Source organism: Kushneria aurantia DSM 21353 (assembly GCF_000382245.1).
Lineage (GTDB): Bacteria > Pseudomonadota > Gammaproteobacteria > Pseudomonadales > Halomonadaceae > Kushneria > Kushneria aurantia.
The window spans coordinates 24,679-42,005 of the sequence record NZ_KB907891.1; the positions used below are offsets into that span (position 1 = coordinate 24,679).

Annotated in this window: 22 protein-coding genes and 1 pseudogene; 10 read left to right on the forward strand and 13 right to left on the reverse strand. The window is 59.8% G+C overall.

What is annotated here, in order from left to right:
• Window positions 1-27 precede the first annotated feature (27 nt).
• The 10 genes from H146_RS0116005 to H146_RS0116060 all read right to left on the reverse strand — a co-directional run bounded on the left by H146_RS0116005 (window position 28) and on the right by H146_RS0116060 (window position 6,281).
• Window positions 28-1,281, reverse strand: a complete 1,254-nt coding sequence (locus tag H146_RS0116005) for a secretin N-terminal domain-containing protein (protein WP_019952898.1) — start codon at window positions 1,279-1,281, stop codon at window positions 28-30.
• Window positions 1,262-2,329: a zonular occludens toxin domain-containing protein gene (locus H146_RS0116010; protein ID WP_019952899.1), complete on the reverse strand. Its 1,068-nt coding sequence runs from the start codon at window positions 2,327-2,329 to the stop codon at window positions 1,262-1,264. The genes H146_RS0116005 and H146_RS0116010 overlap by 20 nt, the downstream gene beginning before the upstream one ends.
• Window positions 2,329-2,688: a DUF5455 family protein gene (locus tag H146_RS0116015; protein WP_019952900.1), complete on the reverse strand. Its 360-nt coding sequence runs from the start codon at window positions 2,686-2,688 to the stop codon at window positions 2,329-2,331. Before H146_RS0116015 ends, H146_RS0116010 begins: the two co-directional genes overlap by 1 nt.
• On the reverse strand, window positions 2,685-4,214 hold the full coding sequence (locus tag H146_RS21945; RefSeq protein WP_211213353.1) for a hypothetical protein: 1,530 nt from the start codon (window positions 4,212-4,214) through the stop codon (window positions 2,685-2,687). Before H146_RS21945 ends, H146_RS0116015 begins: the two co-directional genes overlap by 4 nt.
• 134 nt (window positions 4,215-4,348) lie before the next feature.
• Complete coding sequence (locus H146_RS0116030; protein WP_019952903.1) at window positions 4,349-4,624, reverse strand: major coat protein; 276 nt, start codon at window positions 4,622-4,624, stop codon at window positions 4,349-4,351.
• 100 nt (window positions 4,625-4,724) lie between these two features.
• On the reverse strand, window positions 4,725-4,823 hold the full coding sequence (locus tag H146_RS22515) for a tail virion protein G7P-2 (protein WP_019952904.1): 99 nt from the start codon (window positions 4,821-4,823) through the stop codon (window positions 4,725-4,727).
• 12 nt (window positions 4,824-4,835) lie between these two features.
• Window positions 4,836-5,183: a hypothetical protein gene (locus H146_RS0116045; protein ID WP_019952905.1), complete on the reverse strand. Its 348-nt coding sequence runs from the start codon at window positions 5,181-5,183 to the stop codon at window positions 4,836-4,838.
• A gap of 1 nt (window position 5,184) precedes the next feature.
• Entirely contained in the window at window positions 5,185-5,373 is a 189-nt protein-coding gene (locus H146_RS0116050) for a hypothetical protein (protein WP_019952906.1), read from the reverse strand.
• Between the two features lie 179 nt (window positions 5,374-5,552).
• Window positions 5,553-5,753, reverse strand: coding sequence for a hypothetical protein (locus H146_RS0116055; protein ID WP_019952907.1), 201 nt, complete (start codon window positions 5,751-5,753; stop codon window positions 5,553-5,555).
• 363 nt (window positions 5,754-6,116) lie between these two features.
• Window positions 6,117-6,281, reverse strand: a complete 165-nt coding sequence (locus H146_RS0116060) for a MerR family transcriptional regulator (RefSeq protein WP_211213354.1) — start codon at window positions 6,279-6,281, stop codon at window positions 6,117-6,119.
• A 183-nt stretch (window positions 6,282-6,464) separates the two neighbouring features.
• Between H146_RS0116060 and H146_RS21505 the strand changes: the two genes are divergently transcribed.
• Together H146_RS21505 and H146_RS20375 are read left to right on the forward strand one after the other, a co-directional pair.
• Window positions 6,465-6,767: a helix-turn-helix domain-containing protein gene (locus H146_RS21505; protein ID WP_169433494.1), complete on the forward strand. Its 303-nt coding sequence runs from the start codon at window positions 6,465-6,467 to the stop codon at window positions 6,765-6,767.
• Between the two features lie 60 nt (window positions 6,768-6,827).
• Entirely contained in the window at window positions 6,828-7,721 is an 894-nt protein-coding gene (locus tag H146_RS20375; RefSeq protein ID WP_019952909.1) for a DUF2726 domain-containing protein, read from the forward strand.
• Here the strand turns inward: H146_RS20375 and H146_RS0116070 are convergent.
• Entirely contained in the window at window positions 7,693-8,025 is a 333-nt protein-coding gene (locus H146_RS0116070; protein WP_019950557.1) for a helix-turn-helix domain-containing protein, read from the reverse strand. The genes H146_RS20375 and H146_RS0116070 overlap by 29 nt on opposite strands.
• A gap of 468 nt (window positions 8,026-8,493) precedes the next feature.
• Here H146_RS0116070 and H146_RS22520 point away from each other — a divergent pair.
• A pseudogene (locus tag H146_RS22520) lies at window positions 8,494-8,604 on the forward strand (IS481 family transposase); the annotation flags it as partial.
• Between the two features lie 207 nt (window positions 8,605-8,811).
• Here the strand turns inward: H146_RS22520 and H146_RS0116080 are convergent.
• Window positions 8,812-9,705, reverse strand: coding sequence for a GntR family transcriptional regulator (locus tag H146_RS0116080; protein WP_019952911.1), 894 nt, complete (start codon window positions 9,703-9,705; stop codon window positions 8,812-8,814).
• Window positions 9,706-9,887: 182 nt separating this feature from the next.
• Here H146_RS0116080 and H146_RS0116085 point away from each other — a divergent pair, with 182 nt between their 5' ends.
• The 7 genes from H146_RS0116085 to H146_RS20380 all read left to right on the forward strand — a co-directional run bounded on the left by H146_RS0116085 (window position 9,888) and on the right by H146_RS20380 (window position 17,076).
• Entirely contained in the window at window positions 9,888-10,724 is an 837-nt protein-coding gene (locus H146_RS0116085) for an ABC transporter substrate-binding protein (protein ID WP_019952912.1), read from the forward strand.
• 12 nt (window positions 10,725-10,736) lie between these two features.
• Complete coding sequence (locus H146_RS0116090) at window positions 10,737-11,465, forward strand: amino acid ABC transporter permease (RefSeq protein WP_019952913.1); 729 nt, start codon at window positions 10,737-10,739, stop codon at window positions 11,463-11,465.
• A complete protein-coding gene (locus tag H146_RS0116095) occupies window positions 11,462-12,259 on the forward strand; it encodes an amino acid ABC transporter ATP-binding protein (RefSeq protein WP_019952914.1) in 798 nt (265 codons plus the stop codon). Before H146_RS0116090 ends, H146_RS0116095 begins: the two co-directional genes overlap by 4 nt.
• Window positions 12,260-12,351: 92 nt before the next feature.
• Window positions 12,352-13,536, forward strand: coding sequence for a M20 family metallopeptidase (locus tag H146_RS0116100; RefSeq protein ID WP_019952915.1), 1,185 nt, complete (start codon window positions 12,352-12,354; stop codon window positions 13,534-13,536).
• Window positions 13,533-14,669 (forward strand): mandelate racemase/muconate lactonizing enzyme family protein, encoded by a 1,137-nt coding sequence (locus H146_RS19675; RefSeq protein WP_019952916.1) that lies wholly within the window; start codon window positions 13,533-13,535, stop codon window positions 14,667-14,669. Before H146_RS0116100 ends, H146_RS19675 begins: the two co-directional genes overlap by 4 nt.
• Entirely contained in the window at window positions 14,666-15,823 is a 1,158-nt protein-coding gene (locus tag H146_RS0116110; RefSeq protein WP_019952917.1) for a M24 family metallopeptidase, read from the forward strand. Before H146_RS19675 ends, H146_RS0116110 begins: the two co-directional genes overlap by 4 nt.
• Window positions 15,820-17,076 carry a glutamine amidotransferase-related protein gene (locus H146_RS20380; RefSeq protein ID WP_051091038.1) on the forward strand — a complete coding sequence of 419 codons (1,257 nt, stop codon included), beginning with the start codon at window positions 15,820-15,822 and terminating at the stop codon, window positions 17,074-17,076. The genes H146_RS0116110 and H146_RS20380 overlap by 4 nt, the downstream gene beginning before the upstream one ends.
• Here H146_RS20380 and H146_RS20905 read toward each other — a convergent pair.
• On the reverse strand, window positions 17,063-17,327 hold a 265-nt coding region (locus H146_RS20905), incomplete at its 5' end, for an IS5/IS1182 family transposase (RefSeq protein ID WP_019952919.1). The genes H146_RS20380 and H146_RS20905 overlap by 14 nt on opposite strands.

Sequence of the window (17,327 nt, forward strand, 5' to 3'; positions counted from 1 at the left end):
TGCGCGACGGTCATCAGTCGTCAGCGGCTACGTATTAGCGCCGGCAACGGTCGGCAACACGGTAGCCCGAAGCAGGACGTAGAGCTTGCGGTGCTGGTAGCTCCTTGAGGTCGAGCGAAACAGACCACCGATCAGCGGCAGATCAGAGAGCACGGGCACGGAAGCGTCGGAGTCGGAACGTTCCTCGGAGACGAGGCCGCCGAGCAGCAGGGCCTGACCGGAGCGTATCTGTACGGTGGTGGTGATAGAGCGCTGATTGGTGACGATGTCGGAGGCCTGCACACTGCTGGAGACGCTGTCGGCGTTGGTATCAATGGCCATGACGATCAGGCCATCACTGGAGACCACGGGCAGCACGTCGAGGCGCACGCCCACGTCGCGGCGTTCGATGGTCTGAAAGGGGTTGGTAACGTCGGCGGCCTGCCCGGTCAGGCGACCGGTGACGATGGGGACGTTCTGGCCCACCGAGATGATGCCGCGCTCGCCGGAGAGAGTAAGCACCTGGGGCGTGGAGAGAATACGGGCGCTGCTGTTGCGTTCGATGGCGCGCAGGGCAACAGAGAGGATGCTGCCGTCGAAGATGCCGAAGGAGCCCCCGGCATAGGCCAGTGCGTCGCCCAGCGCCGAGGTGTTGAAGCCGCCGGCGAGATCGCTGCCATTGCGGGCACGACCGGCGGCGAAGGAGAAGTCGAAGCTGTCGCCCTCGGTGGTCTCGAACAGGATGGCCTGTATCAGAACCTGATCGCTGGGCCGGTCGATGGAGGGCAGCAGGGGTTCGAGGCGGTCGAGCTGCTCGGCGGTCGCGGAGACGAGCAGGCCATTGCTGCCGCGCAGAAGCTGTACTTGAGCGCTGCCGGTGGCGCTGTCGGCATCCAGAAAGGAGGCGATCAGCGGCTGGGCATCATCGGCGCGGATGCTGTCGAGGGTGAAAACGCGGGAGACGATGGGCGGTGCCGGGGCGGAATCGGCGGCCACGTTGCGCATAAAGTCATTGCGGGCCGGCGTGGTGGGCTCGACCACGGGCGGGGTGCCGTCGCCGATGCGGTAGCCGTTGGCGCGCAGGACGCCGCGGAAGAAGTCGGGAAGCTGTGCCTCGCTGACGTCGTCGGCCCATGCGGTGACGGTGCCGGAGACGTCGGGGGCGACGACCAGCGGCCGGCCGGTGTGGTCGGCGTACCACTGGACGAAATCGCGCACGTCGGTGTCCTGCATCTCGATAGGGATGGCGTGGGCGGTGCCGGCGACAAGGCCGAGCAGGATGCTAACAACGAATTTCCGCATGTTGATCTCCTTGCGAGAGGCTGAGGCGGCAGGCGTTGACCGGGGTGAGCGTGTAGCCCTCGAGGGCGAGGTCATCCGAGGTCAGGGGCTGTTGATTGCCATCGACAAGGCGATAGCGGCGGTGCTCTCCGAAGCGGGCGTAGCCGGTAATACGGGCGCCCTCGAAACGGGTCATGTCGACGGGATCGGCGGTGTCGGCGACGGCCCGGTCGCGCTGGTCGTTGATGCGGTCGACGAGCAGCACCGAGGCGGTCAGCAGGATGCCGAGAGTGAAAGCGGCAAGGCCCAGCAGCGGACGGTTGAAGCGCTTCCAGTAGATGCGGGTCATCTTCATGTAGAACCTCGCGTTCCGTGGTACCCGGAAGACGCCATGCGTGTGCCATGGCGGCAGCAGCATGAAGGTGCGGTGCGGGTAGTTGTCGGAGAAGGCCTGTTTGGTGTCGTAGGCGGAATAGAGGCTGCGCCCGGTGTAGGTCCAGCGTTCGACAACAAGGCTGGTGGGGCTGTCGCCGTATTTGACGATACCGAGGTGGACCTTGGGCATCGGGAACTTGCCGCCGGCGAAGGTCGACCAGAGGGTGCCGATAATCGGCAGGGAGAGACGATCGAGGCGGCGGCAGTAGACGACATGCTCGGCAAGCGCGACGCGGGCCTGCTTGTCCATGATGGACAGGTCCTGAATCAGGAAGATGATGTCCCAGCCGAGTTTGCGGGCGTGCAGGAACCAGTCGATGACAGCCTGGCGTGACTTGTCGGCCCATGAACGGGAGTTGAACCATGTGCCGCACTCGTCGAGGACCAGCAGGCCGTTTTTCGATTCGTCGTAACTGTCGGTACCGCGCCCGATAGCTTCGAGATCGCCGAGGGTGGGCTTGTCGGGAATGCGGTAGCAGGTGCAGCGGCGGGACTTCTCGCCGATGAGCTGATCGAGCTTCAGATCGAGGTTGGTGGCCACACGGCAGTTGTGATTGAGCTTGTCGCGAATCTTGCCGACGGCGACGAGGGTCTTGCCGGCGCCGAGCTTGCCGGTGACGACATAGACGGCCATCAGACGCCCCCCAGACTCAGGACGCGATCCTTCACCTGAAGGGTGAAGACGGCGAACTTCGCCATGATGATGGCCGAGACACAGGTGGAGAAGTTCTCGGGCAGAATGCGAGAGATGCCGTCGGAGAGCATGGGCGGCATGGAGACGACCAGTGTGCCGATGAGGGCGTCGATGGCGGTTGCCATGATGGTAATGAAGGTGCCCAGCAGGCCGATCTTGACCAGCAGCCAGCCGAAACGTACAACCTGAAACCAGAGAAAGAAGCGAACGGCCAGCTGAGCGAAACTGAAAAAGGCGGCTTCCAGCAGAACGCCGAAGCGGGGGACAAGGCGCAGGATCAGACCGATAAACCCGATCATGACGACGCCTCGCTGTTACGGTAGCTGAGCGCGATCATGGTGATCTGCCATGCGGTGAAGAAAAACAGTATCCACGACAGGGCCGCGCGGATGAGGTCGAAGACGCGGCACTCGATGGTGAGGGTGTGGCCCTCGAAGGTAATCTGCAGCGGGGTGCAGGCGCCAGCGTTGGGAAGGTTGGGCATCCAGCCGGTAACCAGCTGCCGGACACTGTTGAGTGCCTGGCCAATCAGGCTGCCGTCATTGTTGAAGATATCGCGGTACTGGCCTTCGAGATCGCCGCGAACGCCGTCGTATTCCTCGCCAAGGCCTTCCATAACCTGATCCGAGATGCCCTGCCCGTTGAAGCTGCTGCGAATGTCGGCATCGGTGGGTGCCCCCTGCTGGCTGGTCAGGGTATTGCCGAGATCGTCGAAACCCTGGTTGATCGAGTCGTCAACGGTGTCGAGATCGTTGGAGAGGCGGTCGTTACCCCCGTTGACAGTGTTTTCGAGATCGGCAATATCACCGGAGAGTCGGTCGGCACTCTGATCGACGGCTTCTTCAACGCCTGACATTTTGCTGGCAAGGCTGTTAAAACGGTCGTTGATAGCATCACGCACCTTACCGATGGCGCTGATGACACCGGAGAGATCGACACCGCTGCCGCCTGATCCTCCACCGCCTGATGAGCCACCGCCACCGGATGAGCCGCCATCGCTGCCGCCCGATCCTCCACCGCCTGATGAGCCACCGCCATCGGAGGAACCGCCATCGCTACCGCCCGATCCTCCACCGCCTGATGAACCACCGCCACCGGAGGAACCGCCATCGCTGCCGCCGGATCCACCGCCGCCTGATGCGCCACCGCCCGATGAGTCGTCACCATTACCTGAGTCGCCGCCATCATCCGGGTCGCCGCCGTTGTCGTCGCCAGCGCCCGGTATGAGCTCGGGTTCGTTGTCATCGGGAGGCTCGACAGGCTCACCGGTAGAGGAGGCATTAAAATCGTCGGTATAAAAGCACTTGCCAGCGGGAGCGCTCTCGCCTTGCGAGTTGGTGCTGGTACACATCCCAACACCGCCGGCTGAACTCACACTGCAACCGCCTACATTGAAAGTACCCTGGCCATACTGGCTTTCGGTGACCAGAAAGGTTTTATTGCTGCCGCCATATTGGGACTGACACTGTTCGTCGGTTTTAGGAACGCCATAAATTTTTTCACCATCATCGGGAGGTTTATCAGCGGGATATGGATCAGATTCCAAACCATAAACAAAATTCGCATTAGCTCTATAATGGCTAATTTTATCAGAATTAGAGAACAAACCATCAGACTCATAACCAACGGTAATGTACATATCATACACATAATACCAACCGCCGTAAGAAGAAACGTAATCACGAATTTTTTTCCTAACACACGACTTAGCTTCACCGGAAGAAGAATATGATAAACACTGCATGAAGGAAGAACGTACAGAAGCATCAACATCATACGAAAAAATAAAAAGGGATAAAAAAGAAAAAACAAGAATAATTCTCATATCACCACCCCCGAAAAACAGCACTGGCGCAAAGGGTGTCGAAAATAAAAAAGGAGAAAGCCGGCTTTTCCATTTTCGTCATCCTCTGGCTGATAAGGAAAAGGGGCCGATCCCGACCCCTTGCCTGATCCCGTTCAGGTCGATTTGTTGGCGAATTTCTTGAACAGACCGATTGCCAGCAGGGAGCCGACCACGCCGATGACGACGGGCCATGCCTGGCTGGCCATGTCGCCGGCCTGCGACTCCAGGGTTGAAAAGGCCTGCGAGTACGAGGCGGAAGCACCGCCGGAACCGCCGCCTTCAGCCGCCTGAGCGGCACCGATGCCGGCAAGGGTAAGCGCGCCGGCGGTTGAGAGTTGGGCTGCCTTTTTCTGGGACAGCGCACGGAGGTAGGCAAGTTTGTTTTTCATGTCGAGATTTCCATAAAGCGCTTGAATGCAAGCATTGAGTATCCCCACGCCCAACCGAGGGCATAGGCACCGAGCAGGGAGCCGATGAGCTCTACAACACTCATCGCTGGCCCCCCTTTATCGCGCCGAGCCCGAATACCGCCACGAGCCCGATGCAATAAATCAAGAGCCACAGACTTTCGAACTGGTCGGGGTCCATGGCATGTGTTCCTTATTTCTTGGCACTGGTGTCAGCGCCCTGTGCGGCGGCGCCCTGGGTGTTGGTGCCGGTACCGGCCTGGGAGCCTTTCGGGCGGCGCACGGCGGTCGCGAAGAAGGTCATCTTGCCGCCGGAGGGGCGCATCTCGGCGTCGATCTCCAGATTGCAGGGCATGTCGGGGGCGAACTGCCGCAGCTGTTCAAGCATGTCGTAGGGAGCGGCGATGGTCATGACCTGGTGGCCGATGGCGTTGTCGGCCTCGGGAGAGGCCGGGTTCATGGCGATGATCTTGGCGCCTTTGGTGCCCTCGACTTCATAGCGGCTGGCACCGATAACGCGGGCGGTGATGGTGTTGATCATGTCAGTAGTCCTCGTTGGCGTGGGTGTGCGTGGCTTCACGGTGTTGGCAGTAGTGAGCGAGCACGGCTAGCTCGGTGGATTGCGGGCATTCGCCCCGGGTGAGTTGCGTGTAGTATTCGGCCTGGCCATAGAGCAGCGCGGCATGGCCGTAGTCCCGTCCGTAGAGGCAGCGGGCGGCGCGCTCCCTCAAGACTCGGGGCTCCGGGCAGGTGTCTGCCTGCCCTGCCCGCCGGCCCATCGGTCGTGATGCACGGCAGTCGTCACCGCCGCCCCCGTCAACCCGTGCTGCGCAGGGTATGACGGGGGCGGCGTCGCCGACTCGGAAAGCCGTGCGACCGATGGGCGACGGGTGACGGGCAGGCAGGAAAATCATGACTCGGAGGCAGATGCGGGAGCGCTGCCGGTATTCAGAGGCGGAACGTCGCCGCGCTCGAGACGGTCGAGGCCGTCCCTGATGATCGCTTCGCCCAGCATCGAGGGCGTGGTGTGATGGGTGCCGACCTGTATCAGCAGGCGGGAATGAACATCGGGCGTCACGAAGACGCGCACGGGAGTCTTGCGCTGGGTCATGGGAGGATTCCTCTCGGTGGTTGACGTCGAGCGGCTGAATGGCCGTTGGGGCCGGTATAAAAAGCACCTGTCCGCCGGGGTGCGGTGGGGTGAGCGGGCAGGTGAAGGCGGTATCAGGACGGGTATCGCCATAGAGGCGATAAAGAAAATCCTCGATATCTTCACGGCATGCGAAACCGTAAACGGAAGCACCATCGCCATATTCATGGGGTTCTGCGACAACATCAGAAGGAAGGTCGCAGATGTCGAAAACAGCAAGCTGCCATGTGCCATACAGCAGCGACTGTCGAATCGAGCCCCTGACACGGCCACGGACAAGAAAGGAGAGAGCGTCGCTGGGAGCAGGCATGGGACGGAAGGTGATCATGGCAGCACCTCGTCGTCGTCGAGGCATTCCACCTGGAGCAGGGCGAGGTTGATCAGAAGGCGCTTGCCGATCTTTCGGGTCGGCAGATACCCACGACGGATATGGCCCTCGACGGTGTCGACGGACAGGCCGGAGAGGTCAGCGAAGCGTTCCTTGGTCATCAGTGGCACCGGGGCCGGGACCTGTTGTGCTTTTGGCGTTTCCATTGTCGTAGGGCGCCTTTGGTTGTCTGTGGTAGGCTTTTCAGATGTTCCTATGTGTTTACATTAGGAGCCGGGGTGATACGACGAATGTGGGTACCACAATCAGAGTATATACGATAACTATCGTATAGGTGATTGCGCTTGTCAACGGAAAAAAGCTTCTCTGAAAAACTGCGTGCGATCAGGGATGCGCACGGGCTGGGAAGGAAGGCTCTCTCAGACGAGACAGGCATCCCGATCAGAACAATCGAAGGGATCGAGCAGCGAGGAACGATTCCTAGGACGGACATTGCGCAAAAAATCTGCAAGAGATGGCCGCAGTACTCTCTATGGCTGATGACTAATCAGGTGGACGAGGCTGCTGGACAGGTGAGCCCAGAGATAGAAGCAACAAAAGATCGGCTTAAGCCGACCGGAACGGATACCGAATCGCAAGGCGAGTAGCCGAACGCTGGTACCGAGGTACAGGGAAATAAGTTATGGGTGGGGAAGGGAGGGGGGATAATGGAAGCATGGGAAGGTGCTATAAATGGAATGATGATTGGTGGCATAGGCATAGTCATCGGCTCGTGGTTATCAATGTGGCTGGAGCCAAAGAATAAAAAGCTTAACAAGATCAGGATATGGCTATGCGGTGCTGTAACCGTTTGCGCCATTATTTTCGTCATCAAAGCGAACGTTATTTTGCCATTGTTGATGATAGGGCAATGGCCGTTGCTGGGCTTGGCAGTTTCTACACTGGTTACTTATTCAGCGATGGTTGTCGTTGTTGAGCCGGTGTTGTCAACATGGAGCTGGAAGTTCGGAGTCGGCGTAAAAGCGCTTCAGGATATAGCAGAGGAAGTGAGCAAAAAGAAAGAAGATGGAGAGGAAAAGGAGCCGACGATCAGTGACTTCAAAAACAATAAAAGCGATATCAAAGGCAATGAAGGCAAAAACCTGTCAGAAAGGCTAATGGACGAGGGTGAGGCATATCGCGTACGCACCTACATGATGTCGCCAACCGAAAGGCGAGTGTTCGAGGCACTGGAAAGAGACTATAGCCAATATTTCCATATCTTTTGTCAGGTTCGGGTTGTGGATATCGTACAGCCCAATATGAAGAAGCATTATAGCTGGAGCAAAGAGTATAAAGCGCTTTTCCGTCAGCTATCGCAGTGGCACTTCGATTATGTCATCTGCACAAAAAAGGATTTCAGAATCAAATATGCGATAGAGCTGGACGATCCCAGCCATGAACGGGCAGATAGAATAAAGCGCGACCGCATTCTCAATCAGGCATGTGAAACGGCCGGCCTGAACCTGATTCGAGTCAGGCTGGACGATCAAAACCGACTGATACAGACATACCCGACAACGGAGGAAGGGGTTAATCCTCGCTCAGCTGCTCAAGGCTGATGCCGAATGCAAGCGCAATCTTTTTGAGAGTGTCACGACGAGGCGCCTCCGACTTCTCCTGCTGGGCATAGGCAGACTGACTGATACCGATGCGCTCGGCCACTTCTGCCTGGGTGAGCTTCAGGTATTTACGCCAGGCGGCCACCAGAGTAAGCCCATCGTTGACGATCATGCCCACGACTTCGTTGGGAATGAAACCGGACTCCGGCTGACCGGCCATGTAATCGGCGTAGGGAATGACAACAAAAGCAGGCGCGCCGTCAGGACCGCTGATGATCTGAAGGTTTTCAGTAGGTACGTTCATCGCGCTTTCTCACTTCCTGAATCTGAATAATCTGGATGCTGCCATGCCAATCAAACAGCACTCGGTAGCTGCCGGCCCGCAGCCTATAGCCGTAACGGTGGCGCTTAAGCGACTTGACGTTGTGGACATCCGGCATGTCAGCCAGTTGCTGGACAATTGAAAATGCGTCGTATCAAAATGAAAAATGTCGACCAAGCGTCAACGCCAACAGCAGGCAAAGGCGAGCATTGACTGCATAGCATCGTGGCAACTATATGATATGGCAGAAAAAGAAATTCAAAGACATTCTTCCGTATCGGGCTTAAAATCTCTCGACCGTATGGTCGTGCCGGTTCGATTCCGGCTCCGGGCACCAGTTTGAAGTTGACCCTGTCCACTACTGGTGGATGGGTTCTGCCTCATTAGCACGACCACTTTTGAGTATTCAGTCCCGGACTGTGATGGTAGCTTGTCGCGCCAATAAAGGATGCGCTATGGGATAGCATCCCTCAGTTGGTGCGCTTGAGTTTGCATCGACTCTACCAGCGTCACGGCATTTCCAGGCTTCCGGACATGAAAACCGAGGCCGCGCCGAAGAAGGCGCTCAAGAGCTAACTCCTCGATTCTGCCGTAACGCCCCGCCGGTATGGTCGATACTCTGACCCAGCGCCCGCGATGCGCCGAGTACCAGTGCGGTATTGCCGTGCAATCCGAAATCCATCTTGCGTCCTCTTTGTCTGTGATCTCCGCGCCAGCGTATGCAAGACGTGAGCGCGAAGATTGGGCCAATGTGGCCATGAGGGCGTCTCAGCCGGTGAGATGCGTCGAGGCGTGACGTGCATGATCGAGATGGTGGGCGAGATAGCGTGAGGCCAGCCTGCGATCTCCCTCGCGCAATGCCTCGATCACCGAGAGATGTTCCTGGCACCAATCGGTAACGCGGCGGCGGTTGGTATAACCGAGATACTCGAGCATCCGGCGCTGCTGATTCTGACTCTGGATCGCCTGCAGGAAGAGCGCGTTGCCGCTGGCGCGCACCAGTGTCTCGTGGAAGTTGGCGTCGATGCGAAAGAGCATCGGTCCGGGCAGGCTGGTGGTATTGGCAGGCTGTAACAGCTGCTCATGCTGAGTCTGGAGCGCATCGAGAGTCGCCATGTCGATGACGAAGCCCGGTAGCAGCAATGCCTGTGGTTCCAGTGCACTGCGGTACTCGTAGCTTGCGATACGTGCTTCTTCGGTATCGAGTCCGGTACGGAACGTCCAGCCTTGGCCAGGGTTGCGTTCGACCAGTCCTTCATTGGCCATGCGCGTCAACACCCTTCGCATTGCCGGCGCATTCGCACTGTAGCGGCGTAAAAGATCGACCTGGTTGACCGTCTTCGCGAGCCGGCCGCTGACATGATCCTCCACGATGGCCAGATAGAGCGCCTCGTCGGGAGAGGGAGGCAGCGCCAACGTCAACGAGTGAACTTCACCGCGGGCGCGCTCGAGCACGTAGCCCTGATGGGGTACGGAGCGAACGACACCATGTGCCTCGAGCAGGCGCAGCGCTGCGCGTACCGGGGTGCGTGAAACGCCAAGATATTCGGCCAGGCGCTGTTCGCGCAGCGGGTCACCCGGATCGAGCAGATGCTCGTCCATGTAGCCCAGCACACGCTGAGCCAGCTCGGCCTGTCGTCTGGAGCCGTAGTTGCCTGTCATGGCATCGATTCGCCTTGCACGGGAATGAGAAAGGATTTTTGACATAGACCTTGGTTGTAGTTTTTTGCGGCAGTCAGTTGACATCACCATTGTACAAAAAGTATCGTCAAAAACAATCGAGGTCTGCACAGACGGATCACGATCCGGATAACTTCAATAACAAGCCAACGGAATTCATTGCCATGACACCAAGCATCCTCCGCACTCTAGCGCTGGCGGCTGCGCTGCCGCTCTCAGCCGGTTTCGCAGCTGCTGCCTGCGCCGCCGATGTGACCCCACCCGACTCCTTGGTCAACGACGGCCAGTTGACCTACGGCGTCGCCGCGACCTTCGCACCGTTCGAATATCAGCAAGACGGTAAGCTCGTCGGCTTCGATATCGAGCTGGGCCAACTAATTGCCGATCGCATGGGTCTGGAGGTCAATCCGTTCAACGTCGATTTCAAAGGGTTGATCCCGGCCCTTCAGGGTAAACGTATCGATATCATCAATTCGGCGATGTACATCAATGACGAACGCGCCGAGCGCGTCGATTTCGTGCCCTATCTGTGGGTCGGCAACGAAGTGATCGTGCGCAAGGGCAACCCGGCCGATGTTGCCGGGCGTGGAGAGATCTGCGATCACACCGTCGCGGTGACGCTTGGTGGTATCTCGGAGACCCAGGCGCGTGGCGATGCCGAGCGCTGTGAGTCAAGTGGTGAGGGAGAGGTCAACGTGATGACATTTCCGTCGGCCCAGGTCGCCGCGATGGCGGTACGCCGCGGCCGCGCCGACGCTTTCTACGATTCCACGCCGGGTGCCGCTCACCTTCTGAAGACCCTCCCGAACGTCTACGAGATCGTCGGCGATACCTTCGAAGCCAATACCCAGCTCGGCATTGCCGTGCGCAAGGGCGACGACGCGATGAAGACTGCGATTCAAGAGGCGCTCGTGCAGATCGCCGCTTCCGGCGACTACGAAGCCTTGCTCGAGAAGTACAAGCTTCCGCATAGCGCGGCACTGCTCCTCAAAGACGACTGACCGGAACTCTTCATGTCCGATGCGCTCTCCATAATCGCCGGTTATCTGGTCTCGTGGACCTTCTTCGAGGCCGCGTTGATGACGCTGGCGCTGACCTTGCTGGCGATGTTGTTTGGCATGCTGCTGGGGATCATATTTGCGCTGATCCAGGAAAGCCGAATCAAGACGCTGCGCGGTGTAGTCTTGATCTACTTGTGGTTGTTTCGCGGTACACCGGTACTTCTGCAGATCATCTTCGTGTTCAACGTGCTCCCGGTGTTTGGCATCGTCCTGTCTGGCTTCGTCAGTGGCGTCATCGCGCTGTCGCTCAACCAGGGGGCCTACATGACCGAAATTTTCCGATCTGGGCTTCAGGCCGTTGGCAAGCAGCAGCGAATCGCCGGTAGCGCGCTGGGTATGAAGCAGTCCCAGGTCATGCGCTTCGTGGTGTTGCCGCAGGCGTTGCGCATCGTCGTGCCACCGACCGGCAATCAGTTCATGGGCATGCTCAAGGAGAGTGCCCTGGTGTCAGTGATCGCTGTGCAGGAACTGCTGTTGGTCGCCGATCAGACCGCCAGCGCCAATTTTCGCTATCTCGAAGCGTTATCGACGGCCGCCATCTATTACCTGGCGCTGACCACCATCTTCATGGTGATTCAAACCTACATCGAGCGCTGGCTGGCACCGCGCAAGCACGGTGCCAAGGTGAGCTGGACCCAGCGTCTGCTTCGAATGACCGCCCAGCCCCGGAGCTCCCAGTGAAGGACGAAATCAATAGTGCGCTCTCGTTTCGCGAGGAAGCCTCGACGATAGACGTCGTGCCGGGGAAATCTCTGTTGAGTGTCAAGCACGTGAGCAAGGCGTTCGATGACCAGTGGGTGCTCGACAACGTCAGTCTCGATGTCGAAGTCGGCAAGACTCAGGTCATTCTCGGGCCCTCCGGTTCCGGCAAATCCACACTGCTGCGCTGCATGAATCTGCTCGAGCCGATTGACGCCGGTGCCATCTGGTTCAGCGGCCAGGAAATCTCGGCCCAGCTCGACCGCGCACATCTCGTTCGGCGAGAACTGTCGATGGTGTTCCAGCATTTCGAGCTGTTTCCACATCTCAATGCGCTCGAAAACATCATGCTGGCGCCGACACGGATCAAAGGCATGAGCCGGGTCGAAGCGCGCGAAAAGGCGATGGTGCTCCTCGAGAAGGTGCGCATCGCCGACAAGGCCAGCCTCTATCCGGATCAGCTTTCCGGAGGACAGCAGCAGCGTGTGGCGATCGCCCGGGCGCTAGCGATGGAGCCCAAGGTGATGCTCTTCGATGAACCGACTTCCGCGCTTGATCCGGAGATGGTCAAAGAGGTGCTCGATGTCATGACTTCGCTGAGCGAAGCCGGAATGACCAGTGTCGTGGTGACACACGAGATGGCGTTCGCTCGCGAAGCCGCCCAGCGGGTAGTGTTCATGGAGCAGGGGAGAATCGTCGAGGACGTCGACAAGGACGCCTTTTTCTCGGGCAACGTCGGCGAACGTGCCCAGCTATTCATGAGCAATATGCTGTAGCCAAGATCCCATCTCGTGCCTCATCACGCCAGAAATCATGCTGGTGTCGCCCTGCGATGCCCTCCGCCCCCTTTTCGATCCGGAATCACGCTATGTCCTCCCGTACCGAACTGCCTGTCGTCTCCGATCTTAACGTCGTCTCGCTGCTCGAAACGCTGGTATCGCTCAATACCGAAAATCCGCCGGGACGTGAGCTCGAGGCGGCCAGGTTTCTCGCTGGCGTGCTCGAAAGTCTCGGCTGTGAAGTGACACTCGACGAATTCGAGCCGGGGCGGGCCAATGTAATCGCGACCTACGTCAACGGTCCCGGGCCGACCTTCGCGTTCAACACGCATATCGACGTGGTACCGGCCGGCGCGGATTGGGAGTACGACCCGTTCGTCGCTCGCATCGCCGACGACAGGCTCTATGCGCGGGGCGCCTGCGATGCCAAGGGCCCGCTTGCCGCCATGGTGATGGCGGTCGCGGATCTGATCGCGAGTCGCGATCGGTGGTCCGGTACGCTGATGGCAATCTTCGTCGCCGACGAGGAGGTCGGCAGCGCGGGCGCCAAGCATTTCGCCGCGATCACCGAGCAGGCGATCGACTACGTCGTTGTCGGTGAGCCGACCTCCAATCAGCCGGTAATCGCACACAAAGGCAGTCTGCGCCCGATCGTTCGTATTCACGGCAAGAGTGCTCACTCCGGCACCCCGGATCTCGGCATCAATGCGCTTTACGAGGCCGCGAAGCTGGTTGGCTTAGTGGAACGGACCCATCGGCAAGTGAAGTGCCACCACCATCACCTGGTCGGCAACGCCAGTCTGACCATCACCCGACTCAACGGTGGGCATGCCGACAACGTGGTGCCGGATCGTTGCGACCTGATGCTGGACCGGCGCATGGTCCCGGGGGAGTCGGAGGCGCAGGTGCGTTCCGACATCCAGGCGATGCTCGATCTCGCCGCCAACGAGTTCGGGCTGCACACCGAGATCGTCGAATGGAAAGCGACCACCGGTGGTGCCAGCGAGACCGAACAGAGCCATCCGGTCGTCGCCGCCACCGTCGAGGCCGCGCGCCGCGTAGCCGCGAACGGAGAGGTGAATATCGGTGGCTTCCAGGGTGGTTGCGATCTGGTCCACTTCCGCAAGCTCGGTGCCAATGGCGTGGTTATCGGCCCAGGCTCGCTGGCTGTCGCGCATCAGCCGGAGGAATTCGTGCCGTTGGCCGAACTTGAGTCGGCAGTCGGTCTCTACCGCGATATCGTGCTGGGACTGCTGAAGAGAGCAGCGGTGTGATCGATGCCCGCTACTATCGTGCCATGCTCGTCTACGGCAATGGTGTAAAGCTGCATACCGCCGTCTCGGGCGCGATCGATGGACTCTCCGAACGCTATCTGCGTATTCAGTGCGGCTCAAGCGTCGGTATTGGCGCCATTCGCGCCAATATCGCTTATCTGAGCGGCGTGTCTGAGGCTGAGCTCGACGCGCAGATCGTCTCCGCCTGTCGCTGGCTGGGTTCGTTCGATGCCAGCGAGCCGGCGCGTCGCGCGCTCGATATCGACTTCCCGTTCAGCAATCCGGTCAAGGCGCTTGTCGAGCTGGCGCTGCTTGATCTCGAAGCCCGCCGCGCCGGGCTCTCATTGGGACGCTATCTGCGTCAGAGCCACGTGCTGGATTCGCTCCTGCCGATGGCCGAGGCGCCGATCCTCGCCAGCAATCAGACGCTTTTTCACGGTATGCCTGACGCAGTCGTCGCCCAGGCCCGAGGCTACGCCGAGCGAGGCTTCGGCGAGCTCAAGCTGCGGGTGGGCTTTGGCGACATCGACAGTGATCTTGCGCTGCTGGCACGAGTGCGTGAGGCAGTCGGTGCAGATATCGATCTGGCGATTGACGTCAACGGCCGCTGGTCGCTCGAGCAGACCTTGTCGGCATTGCCGCGCCTTCACGAGGTCGATTTAGCCTATCTCGAACAGCCGTTGACAAAAGGCGAGTGGACGAGATTGGCGCGGCTCTGTGAGCACACAGAACTACCGATCCTGCTCGACGAAGGGCTGTCGTCAGACGATGACATGCAGCGTCTGAGCCAATTACCGCGTCAGGTCGGCGCGCATCTCAAATTGGTGAAGGTGGGCGGCTTTGGCGCGCTCTCCGAACTCTACTCTCAGCTCCATTTCGAGAATCGCCCGCGCATGATCGGACAGATGAATGAGGGCGGGTTGGCCACGTCCTTCACCGTCCATGCCGCCTGGGCGCTGGGAGAAACCCGCGGCGAGCTCTACGGCGCCGATGGCATCGCAGATGACCCCTTTCCGCTGGTCGATTACGCCAACGGTTTCGCCAGCGTGGAAGACAGATCGACCGACACCGTCTTCCGTCGTCTCGACGCGCTGGCCATCGACTCATCCATTCTCAACGAGGTATCCCAATGACATCGGCTTTATTGCAGGGACGCGAATCCGCCTTCCCGCGTGACGAATATCTCTCACGTCAGCAGCGCCTGAGTGCGTTGATGGGGGAGAAAAAAATCGACTTGATGGTGATTACCGGGCCCGAAAATATCTTCTATCTTACCGGGCAGCAGACGCCAGGCTACTACACCTTCCAAGCGCTGCTGATGCCTCAGAATGGCACGCCGAAATTCATCATTCGTGAGCTCGAGTCGCTCAACTGCCGTGCCAACAGCTTCGTCGAGGAGATTCTGCCCTACGGTGACGGCGTCGATCCGCTAGCACTGCTTGCCGACCAAATCCGTGGTTTCGGCGCCGAGCGCGTGGCGATCGACAAGCGCGGCTGGTTCCTGCCGATCTCCACTTTCGAGACGCTCGTCGGCCAGTGTGGCGAGATGCTCGACTGTGCCGGAATTGTGGAGTCTCTGCGTGCGGTCAAGAGCGAAGCCGAAGTACGCTGCATCGAACAGGCTGCCGGTTATGTCGATGCCGGCATGCGCGCCGGTATGGAGGCGGTGCGCCAAGGCGCCAGCGAGAACGACGTGGTCGCGGCAATGATGTGCGAAGCGATTCGCGCTGGCTCCGAGTACATGGGAATGGAGCCGCTGATGTCGAGTGGTGAGCGAAGCGGTGTGCCTCACGGCACCTGGCGGCGCCGCCAATTTCAGTCTGGCGATCCGGTATTTCTCGAAATGGCCGCCTGCCACAACCGCTATCACGCGGTACTGATGCGGTCTGCCTGGCTGGGGGAGCCGCCAGAGCAGGCCAAGCGCATGATGGATACCTGCCAGCGGGCTCTCGCCGCTGCGCTCGATGTCTTCAAGCCGGGCAATACCTGCGCCCAGGTGCATGAAGCCGCTCAGGCGGTGATCGACCACGCCGGCTATACCGACTGCTATCGCAAACGTACCGGCTATAGCGTGGGAATCTCGTTCGCGCCCGACTGGGGTGAGTGGCAGGTGGCGAGCCTGTTTAGCGGCATCGACCGAGTACTCGAGCCGGGCATGGTGTTCCACATCCCGCCGGCGCTGCGCGACTACGGCAATTTTACCGTCGGTGTCAGCGAGACCGCGGTCGTCACGTCGGACGGGCATCGCGTGCTCGGCAGCGTCGATCGCGATCTGCTCATCGTATGAGCGCCGGACCGCGCTGGTTGGTGCACGAGCCACAGGAGTTCGACGCGGCACTGGCGCTGGCGACACTGTGGCTTAGCGCAGAAGGCTCGGTGACGTCCGGATCGATCCATTGTCTCGACGAGCCTGGCGAATCGCCGACCGCCAGGGACCCGGCGCTTCACCAGTTCGTGACTCGTGGCGGACGGCTCGAACATAACGCCTGGCTCTGGCTCGAGCGCGCTGGGGGGACTATCGCCGATCAGACGTGCCTGATGGCGCCTGCCGACATTGATGATCTACCAGCGAACGCCGTCGTGCTGGTGGCGACGAGTGTCGAAGCAAAGGCGCCACCGCGACAAGGTATCGACGTCATCGATCTCGTCGGTGACGGTGACGGTGACGGTGACGGTGACGACCAATGGTTTCTGGTCCAGCGCTCGAGCGGAGATGTGTTGCTACGTGCATGTCGTGACGTCTTCGGCAGGATCGTTGCCCGTCCATGGGCAGCGATGGTGAGAACATCAGAAGACGGCGCATCGGGGCTTCGCGTGGCCATCGCCGGAGAGTCCGAGCATCTGCGTCAACGCTATCCCGGCGTACTGGCAGCGCTTGGCGACGCGGTCGATGCGCTAGGTATCGCCGTCGAGGTCGACATCCGCTCTCCGCGGGCACTGTCGGCCGCCGACGCAGCGACGCTGGTCGGTGATGTCGACGCGCTGATTTTGCCGGGTGGGTGCGACAATAGTCAGGTGGCGGGCATGATCGCTCTGGCCGGTGCGGCGCTCGATGCCAACCTGCCGACGCTCGGACTCTGCTTTGGCATGCAGGCGATGGCGACGGCAGCCATTCGCACCCGCCTTGGGATGATGGATGTCGCGCTAGAGGAGGTAGATCCCGAAGCCTCCGAATTCGCCGTCGTCGGCATGCCGGGGGAGAGCGGCGGCCTCCGACATCGGCTTGGCGAGCATCGGAGCCGAATCATCACCGGATCGCGTCTCGCCGCGATTCACGCGACGCCGACGCTCGACGAGCGCATGAATCATCGCTATCGACTCGCCGATTGTTGGGAAGCGCCATTGGCGGATGTCGGGATCATAGTGTCGGCACGTTCTACCGACGCTCGCGAGATCGCCGATGTCATCGAGGCGACGGATCGGCGTTTTTACCTCGGTTACCAGGGCCACCCCGAATTGCTCAGCGCGCCGGAGCGCCCCCATCCCGCTTTTACCGCGCTATTGAGCGAGGCGCTAGATGGTGTCGTCACGAAATTCTAAGCCACAAAACAAGGAAACGAATCTGGGCGGCGGCGAGAAATGACACCAGATTTTTCGCATAGCGTGTCGCAATGCCCCGCCACTGTTTGATGTGCAAGAACGCATTTTCGACAAGGTGGCGCTGACGATAAAGGTGTTTGTCATACGCGCGCTGAGCCTTACGATTCTTGCGTGGCGGTATTTGCGGCTGCATGCCTTGCTGCTGAGCCTGCTCGACGATGGCGTCACTGTCGTAGCCCTTGTCGGCTAAC

Coding starts and splice junctions, on each gene's coding strand:
- H146_RS20380 (WP_051091038.1), top strand. CDS start 15,820: ATGAGCGCCGGACCGCGCTGGTTGGTGCACGAGCCACAGGAGTTCGAC.
- H146_RS20375 (WP_019952909.1), top strand. CDS start 6,828: ATGGAAGCATGGGAAGGTGCTATAAATGGAATGATGATTGGTGGCATA.
- H146_RS0116015 (WP_019952900.1), bottom strand. CDS start 2,688: ATGATCGGGTTTATCGGTCTGATCCTGCGCCTTGTCCCCCGCTTCGGC.
- H146_RS0116030 (WP_019952903.1), bottom strand. CDS start 4,624: ATGAAAAACAAACTTGCCTACCTCCGTGCGCTGTCCCAGAAAAAGGCA.
- H146_RS0116070 (WP_019950557.1), bottom strand. CDS start 8,025: ATGAACGTACCTACTGAAAACCTTCAGATCATCAGCGGTCCTGACGGC.
- H146_RS0116080 (WP_019952911.1), bottom strand. CDS start 9,705: ATGACAGGCAACTACGGCTCCAGACGACAGGCCGAGCTGGCTCAGCGT.
- H146_RS0116045 (WP_019952905.1), bottom strand. CDS start 5,183: ATGATCAACACCATCACCGCCCGCGTTATCGGTGCCAGCCGCTATGAA.
- H146_RS0116085 (WP_019952912.1), top strand. CDS start 9,888: ATGACACCAAGCATCCTCCGCACTCTAGCGCTGGCGGCTGCGCTGCCG.
- H146_RS0116090 (WP_019952913.1), top strand. CDS start 10,737: ATGTCCGATGCGCTCTCCATAATCGCCGGTTATCTGGTCTCGTGGACC.
- H146_RS21945 (WP_211213353.1), bottom strand. CDS start 4,214: ATGAGAATTATTCTTGTTTTTTCTTTTTTATCCCTTTTTATTTTTTCG.
- H146_RS0116010 (WP_019952899.1), bottom strand. CDS start 2,329: ATGGCCGTCTATGTCGTCACCGGCAAGCTCGGCGCCGGCAAGACCCTC.
- H146_RS0116100 (WP_019952915.1), top strand. CDS start 12,352: ATGTCCTCCCGTACCGAACTGCCTGTCGTCTCCGATCTTAACGTCGTC.
- H146_RS0116110 (WP_019952917.1), top strand. CDS start 14,666: ATGACATCGGCTTTATTGCAGGGACGCGAATCCGCCTTCCCGCGTGAC.
- H146_RS22515 (WP_019952904.1), bottom strand. CDS start 4,823: ATGGACCCCGACCAGTTCGAAAGTCTGTGGCTCTTGATTTATTGCATC.
- H146_RS0116005 (WP_019952898.1), bottom strand. CDS start 1,281: ATGCGGAAATTCGTTGTTAGCATCCTGCTCGGCCTTGTCGCCGGCACC.
- H146_RS0116055 (WP_019952907.1), bottom strand. CDS start 5,753: ATGACCCAGCGCAAGACTCCCGTGCGCGTCTTCGTGACGCCCGATGTT.
- H146_RS0116060 (WP_211213354.1), bottom strand. CDS start 6,281: ATGACCAAGGAACGCTTCGCTGACCTCTCCGGCCTGTCCGTCGACACC.